We start from the raw sequence: 12,817 nt of genomic DNA on the forward strand, positions 1-12,817 counted from the left end.
ATCATAGGGCTGCGCGCTCCAACGTGAGGCGCGCCGTGAACGACGGCTCCCATGTCTTGCCGCCATCGTCGGAATAGTCTTCCTGGTAGCTGTGGGACGTCGGCGTGATGTCCGACCAGGTGCCGCGCACGAAGATCGAGCGGCCGCCGACATTGTCCTGCTGGTACAACTCGATCCGCCCGCCTGCGTAGGTCCCGATCATCGGGACGTCCAGCTTCCCGTTCGCGCTGTTGGCGAACGACATGCTCCACTGCCGGCTTTGCGGGTTGTACAGGAACAGCGTCATCGCCTGCCAGTGACCGCGGGGCCCGTCCGCCTCGATCTCTTCGAGCATGCCCTTGCCGTTCCACACCGGTCGCACGCGGACTGTCCCGTGCATCTCGACGAGTTCCGTGCGGCCCGTGAGCGGTGTCATGTTGCGCTTGATGTGGGTCTTCCACACCCCGAGGTTGAAGTCGAAGTCGTGTTGCCCGTCGCGAGGGGCGCCAGCAGAGGCCGCCGGCACATCGGCTGCGTGGCAAAGGGCGGCGAAGCCGATCGCGGCACAAGCGGCGATCAGTGCCCGGATCGATGTCTTGAAGTTCATGGGATCACGCGTGCTGTTGGGGTGACGCGCATCTTCGACCTGCGAGCCGGCTTGCTCCAGAGCCACTTGGCCCGTTCTCTCCTGGGCCACGCGGTCCGGACCTCGAGTGGCCCCGCCGAAAATCGCAACCCAAGGCCCTCCCGTCAGCCAATCAGGTGCACACTGTCGCCTCCCTGGCTGAAGGAGAAATTCATGGGCCTGCTCGACTCCCTCGTTGGTCAAGTGATGGGCGCTTCCGGCGGTTCCTCGAGCCCGCATGCCGGCGTGGTCGACGCCATCGGCAGCTTGATCCAGCAGCATCCCGACGGCCTGTCGGGACTCATCACCGTGTTTGAACAAAAGGGGCTGGGCGGCGTGGTGGCCTCCTGGGTCGGCACCGGCAGCAACCTGCCGATCTCGGCGCAGCAGCTGCAGGCCGTGCTGGGCAGCGAGCAGGTGCAGGCCATTGCGAACCAGCTGGGCATTCCTGCCGACGTGGCGTCGGGCCACCTCGCCGAATTGCTGCCACAGGTCATCGACCAGCTCACGCCCGGCGGTGCCGTTCCGGACAGCGGGGCGCTGGGCGGCCTGCTCGGAATGCTGCGCAAGTAGACTTCGTTCGACGGTGCCGGGCTTCGCCGAAGCACTGGCGCCGCGCCGAATTTCCCTTGGGAGGATTGAAGTGGCAATCGTCGTGGCCTGGTGTCTCTTTGCCCTCGGTGTGGCGCACATCGCCTTCGGTGTCATCAAGTACCGCACGCCCTTGCTGGAGGCGGTCTCCGCGGGCTTCATCGGTCAGTTCCAGGTGCCGGAGATCCGGCGCACCGCCTTCTGGTTCGTCCTGCTGGGGCCCTTGCTCATGTTCGCCGGCCATGCGGCGGTCCACGCCGTCTCGGTGGGCGACCTGGCCTTGCTCAGACTCATCGGCTTCTACGCCACGGCGACGTCGCTCGTTGGCGTGGTCGCATTCCCGAAGTCCCCGTTCTGGGCTGCCTTGCTCGTTGCACCGCTGCTGCTGGTGGCGGGCTATGGGGTCCTCTAGCCTTCAGTGCTGGTGCCATCACCATGAGTCCTCATGGCATTGCTTGACCACATCATCCTGAAAGTCAACGACCTGGCGGCCAGCGTCCGGTTCTACACCGAGGTGCTGGGCTTCAGCCTGGAGGGAACCGATGGTCCGTTCACCGTCATCAAGGCCGGACCGGATTGCCAACTGCAGTTGGCGCCCTGGGGCACGCCGGGGTTCGAGCACTATGCCTTTGCGGTCTCCAAAGCACAGTTCGATGCCGTGTTCGCGCGCATCCGGCAGGCCGGCATCGCGCACGGGCCGACATTTGATTCCGTCGGCGTGAACACCGGGCCCGGAGAAGAGTCGGGCGCACGAGGCCTGGCGCCGACGCTCTACTTCAACGATCCGAACCAGCACCTGATCGAGATCAGAACCTATGAGCGCTGACGCCATGACCCATCGCGCGATGCAGAAATACCTCGGCAGTTGCCACTGCGGCGCCGTGCGCTTCCAGATCGAGACCGACTTTCCCGAACTCACCATGTGCGATTGTTCGATCTGCAAGCGCAAGAACGCACTGATGGTGAAGGTGCATGAGAGCCGGTTCGAGTTGCTCGCCGGCGAGGAATCGCTCACCGAATACCAGTTCCATACGAAGACGGCGCGGCACTTCTTCTGCAAGGTGTGTGGCATCTATCCGTTCCACCGCAAGCGGGTGACGCCGGACAACCTGGGGATCAATGTGCACTGTCTTGAGGGGTTTGAGTCGGACGGTATTCCGGTTCGGCAGGCCACCGGTTCCCGGATGACATAGCGCCTGCGGTGTCCTGTCTGACGAATCCACGCCAACATGTCCACGACATTTGAGGTCTACCCGGGGCGACAGCCAGTCCCGACGTTCGAGGAGCTTCTGGCATTGGCGCAACGACGGCTGAACGAGCAGTTGTGGTTGCGAGGCGTTCAGAAGGAATTCGAACTTCGCTGTGAATTGCGGGAGGGACGTACACATGATGTGGTGCCTGTTCCTTCCGCTGCATCTTTCCAATGGCCGGATGGCCGCTATGCGTGGATCTTCGTGCCCCAACATGGCGGCGGCACCGACGTGACGTCTTTCGCCGTGGGCGATGACGAGGTGGAGTTCTGGAATGATGTTCTGGCCGATCATGAGCCAGCACGGCTACTGGCGGACAAAGTCCGCGCCTGCCTGGAGGTGGGCCTCTTCTGGATGTTCAGGCGGTCGGCCGGGCAACCTCCGATCATTAACTTCGCCTATGGAATCATCGCGGCGGCGCTGGCTGAACTGACCGATGGCATCGTCTTCTCGGATGACTCAGCCTGGGACTACGCACGCTTTCCCGCCACGGCGCGGCAAGTCTATGACTGGTACTTTGTTCCTCACCGAGCCCTCGAGAAAAAGTATGCCCAGTGGGCAGAGAACAATCTGTCGTGCCTCAAGGGCAGCACGGTTGACTGACCACACGTCAGGCGGACACTGCGCGCCATGCGGGCGCATTCCAACTTCGCCGAGTATGTGCCGCTGGCCTTGCTGCTGCTGGCCTTCATGGAAACCGGTGGCGCGGGACCCGTGTTCCTCCACGCGATGGGTGCTTCACTCCTGGTCGGCCGCGTCGTGCACGCCTACGGCGTCAGCCAGCTGAAGGAGAGGTTTGCTTTCCGCGTCGTCGGAATGACGCTGACCTTCGTGCCGCTGCTCGCTTGCGCCAGCCGCCTGCTGATTCAGCGCCTGCCTTTGGCGTTCCTTTAGACGAGAGCGACCGCGGGCGTAGAGTCGCTGCCGGACGCTTCTCCAGCTTCGACATTGGCGACCCGCATGCGCACCATCCTTCTTGCAGTCCTCGTTCTTTCCACCCCCGCCTTCGCCGCCGACCCGCTGCCCGGCAAGAAGTGCTTCCACCTCGATGCCGCCGGCGAGAAGGCCATCGGCTACTGCCAGGCCGTGCGCATCGGCGACACGCTGCACATCTCGGGCAGCGTGGGGGCAGGGGAGATGAAGGTGGCCATGGCACACGCCTATGACGAGATCCGGCAGACGCTGCAAGCCCACGGCCTGAGCTTTCGCAACGTGGTGAAGGAAAACCTCTACACCACGCGCCTGGACGAGGTCATCAGGAACCAGGACCTTCGGCGCAAGTACTACGTGGACAATGACTTCCCCGCGGCGACCTGGGTTCAGGTGCAACGCCTGTACGACCCGTCGCTGGTCGTCGAAGTCGAGGTGACGGCGGTCTTCCCGCCGGGGAAATGAGCAGCCGACTCTAGAACGCCAGCCAGCCATGCAGGGCCGGAGTGGGTGCTGTAGCATCCACATGTCTCCATTGGAGACATCAAGGAGTTTCCATGGGAATGAAGACGGCCGTGTCGGCCACCGTGTCCAGAACCCTTTTCTTCGTGAGGTCCCCGATGATTTACGAGCAGATCAAGAAGCAGGCGATCGAGACGGTTCCCTTCGCCAAATTCACCGGCGTCGTCGCCACCGAGGCCGGTCGCGGCACGGGCCAGGCGCGGCTCGCGCAGCGCACGGAGGTGTCCAACCACGTGGGCACGGTGCACGCCGCGGCGCTGTTCGCGCTGGGCGAGGCGGCGTCGGGCATTGCCATGGCAGGTGCGCTGGCGCCGATGATCCTCGCGGTGCGTCCGGTCGCGGCCGACGGTCGCATCCAGTACCTCAAGCCTGCCAAGGGCACCATCACCGCCAGCGCACAGGTCAAGGGCGAGCCCGATGCGCTGGTGGACGAGCTGAAGCAGCAAGGCAAGACGCGCTTCGACGTGCAGGTGCAGCTGGTGGACGAGAGCAAGGTGGTGGTGGCCGAAATGACAGTAGAGTGGCACGCCCGACTCAAGTCCTGACGCCTTCATGCCCGAACCCGCCGCCGCGCCACGCACCCGCTTCCACCATGGCGACCTGCACGCGCAGGCGCTGGCCGCGGCGCGCGAACTGGTGGCCCGCTCTGGCGTCGACGAACTCGTGCTGCGCGAGGTGGCGTCCACGGCCGGCGTGAACCACCGCGCGCTGTACCGGCACTTTCCGGACAAGCGCGCGCTCATCCTCCAGTTGGCCGCTCAGGAGCTGGACACGCTGGTGCGGGCCATGGACGTGGCCCTGGCTTGCGCCCATGCCGCCAACGGCCCTCGCGTGATGATGGAGGTCTACGTCGGCTACGCGCTGGAGCAGCCGCACCTCTACGAGATGGTGTTCTCCCTGCCGCTGCGCGATGACGTGGACCAGGAGACCGAGGTCGGCCAGGAAGTCCGCAAGCTCATCCGCCTGGCCGCACGCGTCTTTGCCAGGGAAGGCGACACCCCCACCATCACCCGCGACAGGGTCGTGCGCGCCTGGGCCGCGGCCCACGGGCTGGCACTGTTGATGCGTCGGGGCGCATTGCGCGCAGGTGACCGCCGCGCCACCGAACGCTACATCGTCGATGCATCGCTGCTTGCCGCGGGCGAGTCATCATGACCCCGCGATGAAAAGCCCTGTCCGCCAATCGGTCGCCGCCTGATTGCCGGACAATGACTTTCCGCAAAGCGTCCGATGGTCGGACGCTGCATCGAGGCTTTCGGTCCCGCACAGGGTGTCCCAGGCTGCTGCGCCTGATGTTTCTTGAGGGTTTGCACTGAGTTGGCGCGCGTGGCATGGGCTTTGCGAACTGGGACCGAACAATTCTCAGGAGACAAGACCCATGACCCGAGTCACCCCCCGTCGCTTGCTGCTGGCGTCGCTCGTCGCCACCGCCCTGGCCGCACCGCTGCTGGCCCAGGCGGCCGATGCGAAGGAGATCCGCATCGCCCACGTCTACAGCAAGACCGGTCCGCTCGAAGCCTATGGCAAGCAGACGCAGACCGGCCTGATGATGGGCCTGGAGTACGCCACGCAAGGCACGATGACTGTCAACGGCAAGAAGCTGGTGGTCATCGAGAAGGACGACCAGGGCAAGCCCGACGTGGGCAAGAGCCTGCTGGCCACGGCCTATGGTGACGACAAGGCCGACATCGCAGTGGGCCCGTCGTCTTCCGGCGTGGCGCTGGCGCTGCTGCCGGTGGCCGAGGAATACAAGAAGATCCTGCTGGTGGAGCCCGCCGTGGCCGACTCCATCACCGGCGACAAGTGGAACAAGTACATCTTCCGCACCGGCCGCAACAGCTCGCAGGACGCGATCTCCAACGCGGTGACGCTGGACAAGGCCGGCACCAACATCGTCACGCTGGCGCAGGACTATGCCTTCGGCCGCGACGGCGTGAAGGCCTTCAAGGACTCGATCAAGAACGCCAAGATCGTCCATGAGGAATACCTGCCGGCCAACACCACCGACTTCACGGCCGGCGCGCAGCGCATCATCGACAAGTTGAAGGACCTGCCCGGCCGCAAGGTGATCTGGATCGTCTGGGCCGGCGCCGGCAACCCGTTCAAGATCGCCGACCTGGACTTGAAGCGCTACGGCATCGAGATCTCCACCGGCGGCAACATCCTGCCGGCGATGGCCGCCTACAAGAACTTCCCCGGCATGGAAGGCGCCACCTACTACTACTTCGGCATTCCGAAGAACCCGGCCAATGAATGGCTGGTGGCCAACCACTACAAGAAGTTCCAGAACCCGCCGGACTTCTTCACCGCGGGCGGCATGTCCGCCGGCATCGCGCTGGTGGAGGCGCTCAAGAAGACGGGCGGCGACACCAATACCGAGAAGCTCATCAAGACCATGGAAGGCATGAGCTTCGACACGCCCAAGGGCAAGATGACCTTCCGCAAGGAAGACCACCAGGCCATGCAGAGTATGTACCACTTCAAGATCAAGGTGGACCCGGCCTTCCCGTGGGGCGTGCCCGAGCTCGTGCGTGAGATCAAGCCCGAAGAGATGAACGTGCCCATCAAGAACAAGCGCTGACCGCGCGAGGCCTCCCTCCCAACGAGGGAGGCCGGCTCCCGCCCAGGGAGTCCAGCAGCTTCCGCGAAGAGAAGCCTGCGACAACGATCCTTCCGAACAACAGGGAGGGCCACAGGAGACAAGAGACATGAGACTGGTTCGATGGAACAGGTGGCTGGCCGCCCTCATGGCGGTCACCGCCGTCGCGGCGCAGGCCGCAGCGCAGTTGCCCAAGCTGAATGTCGACAAGACCAACATCACGGTGTCAGGCCTTTCCGCCGGTGGCTTCATGGCCAACCAGCTGGGCATCGCCTACTCCGGCACCTTCAAGGGCGTGGGCGTGTTCGCCGGCGGCCCGTACATGTGCGCGGGGCACAGCAACTACACCGCGTGCATGTACAACGCGACCATCAGCGCGAGCATGCTGAGCACCATGCAGGCCGACATCAACAACTGGAGCGGCAGCGCCATCGACAACAAGGCCAACATCGCCGGCCAGAAGATCTTCATGTTCGTGGGCAACAGCGACACCACCGTCGGCCCCAACCCCATGAACGGGCTGCAGACGCAGTACGCCAACAACGGCGTTCCCGCGGGCAACCTCGACTACATCCGCCGCGACGGCGCCGCCCACGTCTTCCCGACCGACTTCGACAGCACCGGCAACAACGCCTGCAACAGCACCTCGTCGCCCTACATCAGCAACTGCGGCTACGACGGGGCCAAGGCGGTGCTCAGCAAGTTCTACGGCACGCTGAATGCACGCAACGATTCGCCGGCCGCGGGCAACTACATCGAGTTCGACCAGACGGCCTTCATCAACAACCCCGGCGTCGCGCCCACCGGCTGGATCTACGTGCCGGCCAACTGCGCCGCCGGTGCGCAGTGCAGGCTGCACCTCGCGCTGCACGGCTGCAAGCAGGAATACGGCAGCGTGGGCGACAAGTTCGTGAAGAACACCGGCTACACCCGCTGGGCCGACACCAACAGCATCATCGTGCTGTTCCCGCAGGCACGGGCCGACAACACGGCGCACAGCACACCCGCCAGCAGCATGCTGCCCAACCCGAACGCCTGCTGGGACTGGGTGGGCTGGTACGGCAGCAACTTCGCGCAGAAGGCCGGCGCGCAGGCCGCAGCGCTCAAGGCCATGGTGGACCAGGTGTCCTCAGGCACGGGCGGCGGAGGCGGCGGCACGCTGCCCGCGCCGACGGGCGTGGCCACCTCGGGCGCGACCAGCTCCACCATGGTCATCTCCTGGGCATCCGTGAGCGGCGCGAGCGGCTACAACGTCTACCGCGGCCCCAACCAGGTGAACCCCTCGCTCGTGACGGGCACCAGCTACACCGACATCGGCCTGTCGCCCGGCACCACCTACAGCTGGACGGTGCGCGCCGTGGACGCCAACGGCGTGGAAGGCGCGGCATCGAGCGCGGCCACCGGCACCACCACCGGCAGCGCAGCCACCTGCTACACCGCATCGAACTACGCGCACACCATGGCCGGCCGTGCCTACGCGGTGATGGGCTACACCTACGCGAACGGCTCGAACCAATACATGGGCTTGTGGAACATCTTCTACACGACCACGCTCAAGCAGACGGGCCCCAACTACTACGTGATCGGAACCTGTCCCTGACCGGGACGTGAACAACGCGACATGCTCGAAACCAGGAACCTCACCATCCGCTTCGGCGGGCACGTGGCGGTGGACCACGTGAGTTGCAGCTTCGCGCCGGGGACGCTGACGGCCATCGTCGGCCCCAACGGCGCGGGCAAGACCACCTACTTCAACCTGGTCTCGGGCCAGTTGCGTGCGAGCGAAGGGCAGGTGCTGCTCGACGGCGTGGACATCACCACGGAGCCGCCGTCGTCGCGCACGCACCGGGGCCTGGGCCGCGCGTTCCAGCTCACGCAGTTGTTTCCCAATCTCTCCGTGTTGGAAAACGTGCGGCTCGCGGTGCAGGCCCGCCGCAAGGAAGGCCTGAACCTGTGGTCGGTGTGGCTGGACCACCGCGAGACCCTGGCCCGCGCCCGCGAGCTGGTGGACCGCGTGAAGCTTGGCGACCGTGCCGATGCCCCGGCCAGCAGCCTGCCGCACGGCGACCAACGCAAGCTCGAGGTGGCCATGCTGATGGCACTCGAGCCCAAGGTGTACATGTTCGACGAACCCACCGCCGGCATGAGCGTGGATGACGTTCCAGTGATCCTGGACCTCATCCGCGCACTCAAGGCCGAGCGCGACAAGACCATCCTGCTCGTCGAACACAAGATGGACGTGGTGCGCGAGCTGGCCGACCGCATCATCGTGCTGCACAACGGACAGCTGGTGGCCGACGGCGACCCGGCGGAGGTCATCGCCTCGCCGGTGGTGCAGAACGCCTACCTGGGCCTGGCCGTGGCGGAGGCCGCATGAGCGAGCAAGCCATCCTCAAGCTCGAAGGCGTGCACACGCACATCGGGGCGTATCACATCCTCCATGGCGTGGACTTCGAGGTGCCGACCGGCCAGGTGACGATGCTGCTGGGCCGCAACGGCGCCGGCAAGACCACCACGCTGCGCACCATCATGGGCCTGTGGCAAGCCTCGCGGGGCCACGTCTTCTTCGACGGCCGCGCCATCGGCGGCGAGAAGGGGCGGCTCACAACGCCTGACATCTCCACCCTCGGCATCGCCTACGTGCCTGAGAACATGGGCATCTTCAGCGACCTCTCGGTGCGCGAGAACATCCTGCTCGCGGCCCGCAAGGCGCGCAGCGTGGACGACATCGACACGCAACGGCTGGAGTGGCTGTTCGGCCTCTTCCCCGCCATCCGCAAGTTCTGGCTGTACCCCGCCGGCAAGCTCTCCGGCGGGCAAAAGCAGATGCTCGCCATCTGCCGCGCCATGATCGAGCCGCGCCGGCTGCTGCTCATCGACGAGCCCAGCAAGGGCCTGGCGCCGGCCATCGTGCAGAACCTCATCGCCGCCTTGCGCGAGCTCAAGGCCACGCAGACCACGGTGCTCCTTGTGGAGCAGAACTTCTCCATGGCCAAGGCGCTGGGCGACCGAGTCGCCGTGATGGACGACGGCCGCATCGTGCACAAGGGCGAGATGGCCGAGCTGGCGCAGGACGAATCCCTGCAACAGCGGCTCCTGGGCTTGTCATTGGGAGCGCATCAATGAACACTGTCGCGACGCCCATGCCGAGCACTGCCACCCCAACCGCCTCCGCCATCCCCAAGGCCAGCTTCGACTGGCTGCCCATGGCCCTGGTGGCCGTGCTCGCGCTCGCCGGCCTGCCGCTCATCGGCTCGCCCTCCACCTGGCTCACGCTCACCGTCGCGGGCCTGGCGATGGGCATGATCGTCTTCATCATCGCCTCCGGCCTCACCCTGGTGTTCGGCCTGATGGACGTGCTGAACTTCGGCCATGGCGTGTTCATCGCCATGGGCGCCTTCGTCGCCATGAGCGTGCTGGGCTTCATGCCGAACTGGACGGCCTCCTCCAGCCTGTGGATGAACCTGGGGGCCATCGTGCCGGCCATGCTCGCGGCCATGCTCGTCGCCGGCGTGGTGGGTCTGGCCTTCGAGCGGCTGCTGGTACGGCCGGTGTACGGCCAGCATCTCAAGCAGATCCTCATCACCATGGGCGGCATGATCGTCGGCGAGGAGATCATCAAGGTCATCTGGGGCCCTGGCCCGCAGGCGCTGCCGCTGCCCGAGGCGCTCAAGGGCGCGCTGGTGTTCGGCGACGCGGCGGTCGAGAAATTCCGCCTGCTCGCGGTGGTGATCGGCGCGCTCGTGCTGGCCGCCATGCTCTTCACCCTCAACCGCACCAAGATCGGCCTGCTCATCCGAGCCGGCGTGCAGGACCGCGAGATGGTGGAGTCGCTGGGCTACCGCATCCGCCGCCTGTTCATCGGCGTGTTCGTGGCGGGCTCCGCGCTCGCCGGGCTGGGCGGCAGCCTGTGGGCGATGTACCAGCAAGGCGTCAGCCCGCAGATGGGCGCGAGCGTGAACGTGCTCATCTTCATCGTCATCATCATTGGCGGTCTGGGCTCCACGCTCGGTTGCTTCGTCGGCGCGCTGCTCATCGGCCTGCTCGCCAACTACGTGGGCTTCCTGGCGCCCAAGGTGGCGATGTTCTCCAACATCGGCCTGATGGTGCTGGTGCTGCTGTGGCGGCCGCAGGGCCTGTACCCCGTGGCGAACCGGTGAGGAGGCGCACGACATGCTGAACCGACTGCTCTCCCACGACCTGCCGCGCAACCGCTGGCTGAGCGTGATGCTCATCGCCATCGTGCTGGGCCTGGCGCTCACGCCATTCCTCTTCCCCGGCACCAAGGCGCTCAACGTGTCGGCGAAGATCCTCGTCTTCATCGTGCTGGTGGCCAGCTTCGACCTGCTGCTGGGCTACACCGGCATCGTGAGCTTCGCGCACACCATGTTCTTCGGCATCGGCGCGTATGGCGTGGCCATCGCGAGCACACGCTTCGGGCCCGGCTGGGGCGCGGTGGTGGGCGGCGTGGCGGCGGCGCTGGTGGTGTCGCTTGCGCTGTCGCTGCTCATCGGCCTGTTCAGCCTGCGGGTGAAGGCCATCTTCTTCGCGATGATCACGCTCGCGGTGGCCTCGGCCTTCCTCACGCTGGCCTCGCAGCTGTCGGACTTCACCGGCGGCGAGGACGGGCTCAACTTCAAGGTGCCCGAAGCCTTGCAGCCCGGCACGCAGTACCTCGAAGACCCGTTCCTTGGGGCGAGCATCGACGGGCGCTTCCTCACGTACTACCTGCTGTTCTTCGTGGCGGTGGCGCTGGTGCTCATCATGCTGCGCATCGTCAACTCGCCCTTCGGCCGCGTGCTGCAGGCCATCCGCGAGAACGACTTCCGCGCCGAGGCCATCGGCTACCGCACGGTGGTGTTCCGCACGCTGAGCAACGTGCTGTCGGCCTTGTTCGCCACGCTGGCTGGTGCGCTGCTGGCGCTCTGGCTGCGCTACAACGGGCCGGACACCTCGCTGTCCTTCGAGATCATGCTGGACATCCTGCTCATCGTCGTCATCGGCGGCATGGGCACCATCTACGGCGCGGTGGTGGGCGGCACACTGTTCCTGCTGGCGCAAAGCTACCTGCAGGACCTGATGAAGCTGGGCGCATCGGCGGTGGAGGGCGTGCCCGTGCTGTCGCAGTTCGTCTCGCCCGACCGCTGGCTGCTGTGGCTGGGCGTGCTCTTCATCCTCTCGGTCTACCACTTCCCGAGCGGCGTGGTCGGGCGCTTGAGAGCGATGCGGCACGCGCAGTCTCCGCCGAAACACTGAACCTCGTGCGTCGCTGGCGGCCGGAGCCGCCGGCCGGCGCACGCCTCGACGCCCACGAAACACATCGAACAGCACGCCGCACAGGGACGCTTCATGCCGCACACATCGCACTACATCACCTGCGAGGGCCGCGAGATCCACTACACGCAGTGGGGCGCGCAGCACGCCGAGACGGTGATCGCCTGGCACGGCCTGGCGCGCACGGGCCGCGACATGGACGACATCGCCGAGCACCTGTCGCAGCGCTACCGCGTGATCTGCCCGGACACCATCGGCCGCGGCCTGAGCCAGTGGAGCCCGAACCCGCTGCGCGAGTACTGCCTGGACTTCTACGTGAAGCTCGCGGTGTCGCTGGTGGATCAGCTGGATATCGAGCACTTTCACTGGCTGGGCACCTCGATGGGCGGTGCGATCGGCACCGTGGCGGCGGCGACCCACTTGCGTGGCCGCATCCGTCGGCTCGTGCTCAACGACAACGGACCGGAGCTGGCCGAAGCCGCGCTGCAGCGCATCCGCAGCTATGCCGGCAGCCCGGCCGCCTTCGAGCGCGTGAGCGAGTTGGAGGCCTACTTCCGCACCATCTACCAACCGTACGGATGGCTGAGCGACGAGCAGTGGCGGCGCCTCACGGAGACATCCACCCGCCGCCTGCCCGACGGCCGAGTGACGCCGCACTACGACCCGGCGATGGTGATGCAGTTCACCCACCACGACAACGACTACCTGCGCTGGAGCGAATGGGACAGTCTGGCGCTGCCGGTGTTGTGCTTGCGTGGTGAGCACTCAGACTTGCTGCTGCGCGAGACCACGGAGGCGATGCGTCAGCGCGGGCCGAGGGCGGTGGTGGTGGAGATCGCGGGTTGCGGGCATGCGCCGGCGTTGAACACGCAGGGGCAGTTTGAATTGGTGGAGAGGTTTTTCAGGGGTGAGTGACTTTGGGACCGAACAGCAAGTCGTGATTGCCCAAGCCTGCACCTTGAGTACAGCGTCCGCGTGCCCGAGCTTATCCATCTTTTGGCATACCTTCCTGCAACGTTCTGCCGAAACCCGATACCCGCTATTCGA

17 protein-coding genes are annotated in these 12,817 nt (G+C 65.7%); 16 read left to right on the top strand and 1 reads right to left on the bottom strand.

What is annotated here, in order from left to right; translation table 11 throughout:
- Position 1: 1 nt before the first annotated feature.
- Positions 2–586: a hypothetical protein gene (locus tag DZC73_RS18620; protein ID WP_124541871.1), complete on the bottom strand. Its 585-nt coding sequence runs from the start codon at positions 584–586 to the stop codon at positions 2–4.
- Between the two features lie 192 nt (positions 587–778).
- Between DZC73_RS18620 and DZC73_RS18625 the strand changes: the two genes are divergently transcribed.
- The 16 genes from DZC73_RS18625 (at position 779) to DZC73_RS18700 (ending at position 12,685) form a co-directional block, all read left to right on the top strand.
- Entirely contained in the window at positions 779–1,177 is a 399-nt protein-coding gene (locus tag DZC73_RS18625) for a YidB family protein (protein ID WP_124541872.1), read from the top strand.
- Positions 1,178–1,247: 70 nt separating this feature from the next.
- The gene (locus tag DZC73_RS18630; protein WP_124541873.1) at positions 1,248–1,607 is read left to right on the top strand and encodes a DUF6463 family protein; all 360 of its coding nucleotides are present in this window, start codon (positions 1,248–1,250) and stop codon (positions 1,605–1,607) included.
- Between the two features lie 33 nt (positions 1,608–1,640).
- A complete protein-coding gene (locus tag DZC73_RS18635; protein WP_124541874.1) occupies positions 1,641–2,021 on the top strand; it encodes a VOC family protein in 381 nt (126 codons plus the stop codon).
- Positions 2,011–2,388, top strand: coding sequence for a GFA family protein (locus DZC73_RS18640; protein ID WP_198414894.1), 378 nt, complete (start codon positions 2,011–2,013; stop codon positions 2,386–2,388). Before DZC73_RS18635 ends, DZC73_RS18640 begins: the two co-directional genes overlap by 11 nt.
- A 36-nt stretch (positions 2,389–2,424) precedes the next feature.
- On the top strand, positions 2,425–3,048 hold the full coding sequence (locus tag DZC73_RS18645; protein ID WP_124541875.1) for a hypothetical protein: 624 nt from the start codon (positions 2,425–2,427) through the stop codon (positions 3,046–3,048).
- A 27-nt stretch (positions 3,049–3,075) separates the two neighbouring features.
- The gene (locus DZC73_RS18650) at positions 3,076–3,339 is read left to right on the top strand and encodes an MAPEG family protein (RefSeq protein WP_124541876.1); all 264 of its coding nucleotides are present in this window, start codon (positions 3,076–3,078) and stop codon (positions 3,337–3,339) included.
- Positions 3,340–3,405: 66 nt separating this feature from the next.
- On the top strand, positions 3,406–3,840 hold the full coding sequence (locus tag DZC73_RS18655; RefSeq protein ID WP_124541877.1) for a RidA family protein: 435 nt from the start codon (positions 3,406–3,408) through the stop codon (positions 3,838–3,840).
- A 92-nt stretch (positions 3,841–3,932) separates the two neighbouring features.
- A complete protein-coding gene (locus tag DZC73_RS18660) occupies positions 3,933–4,442 on the top strand; it encodes a PaaI family thioesterase (RefSeq protein ID WP_198414895.1) in 510 nt (169 codons plus the stop codon).
- 7 nt (positions 4,443–4,449) lie between these two features.
- A complete protein-coding gene (locus tag DZC73_RS18665; protein WP_124541878.1) occupies positions 4,450–5,052 on the top strand; it encodes a TetR/AcrR family transcriptional regulator in 603 nt (200 codons plus the stop codon).
- Positions 5,053–5,275: 223 nt separating this feature from the next.
- Positions 5,276–6,478 (top strand): substrate-binding domain-containing protein, encoded by a 1,203-nt coding sequence (locus DZC73_RS18670; protein WP_124541879.1) that lies wholly within the window; start codon positions 5,276–5,278, stop codon positions 6,476–6,478.
- A gap of 127 nt (positions 6,479–6,605) precedes the next feature.
- Positions 6,606–8,096: an extracellular catalytic domain type 2 short-chain-length polyhydroxyalkanoate depolymerase gene (locus DZC73_RS18675; RefSeq protein ID WP_124541880.1), complete on the top strand. Its 1,491-nt coding sequence runs from the start codon at positions 6,606–6,608 to the stop codon at positions 8,094–8,096.
- A 21-nt stretch (positions 8,097–8,117) separates the two neighbouring features.
- Entirely contained in the window at positions 8,118–8,873 is a 756-nt protein-coding gene (locus DZC73_RS18680; protein ID WP_124541881.1) for an ABC transporter ATP-binding protein, read from the top strand.
- Entirely contained in the window at positions 8,870–9,622 is a 753-nt protein-coding gene (locus tag DZC73_RS18685) for an ABC transporter ATP-binding protein (RefSeq protein WP_124541882.1), read from the top strand. Before DZC73_RS18680 ends, DZC73_RS18685 begins: the two co-directional genes overlap by 4 nt.
- A gap of 17 nt (positions 9,623–9,639) precedes the next feature.
- The gene (locus DZC73_RS18690) at positions 9,640–10,656 is read left to right on the top strand and encodes a branched-chain amino acid ABC transporter permease (protein ID WP_124542170.1); all 1,017 of its coding nucleotides are present in this window, start codon (positions 9,640–9,642) and stop codon (positions 10,654–10,656) included.
- 13 nt (positions 10,657–10,669) lie between these two features.
- Positions 10,670–11,752 carry a branched-chain amino acid ABC transporter permease gene (locus tag DZC73_RS18695; protein ID WP_124541883.1) on the top strand — a complete coding sequence of 361 codons (1,083 nt, stop codon included), beginning with the start codon at positions 10,670–10,672 and terminating at the stop codon, positions 11,750–11,752.
- 93 nt (positions 11,753–11,845) lie between these two features.
- Positions 11,846–12,685: an alpha/beta fold hydrolase gene (locus DZC73_RS18700; RefSeq protein WP_124541884.1), complete on the top strand. Its 840-nt coding sequence runs from the start codon at positions 11,846–11,848 to the stop codon at positions 12,683–12,685.
- Positions 12,686–12,817 lie beyond the last annotated feature (132 nt).

This window comes from Rhizobacter terrae (assembly GCF_003852895.1).
GTDB classification, from domain to species: Bacteria; Pseudomonadota; Gammaproteobacteria; order Burkholderiales; family Burkholderiaceae_C; genus Albitalea; species Albitalea terrae.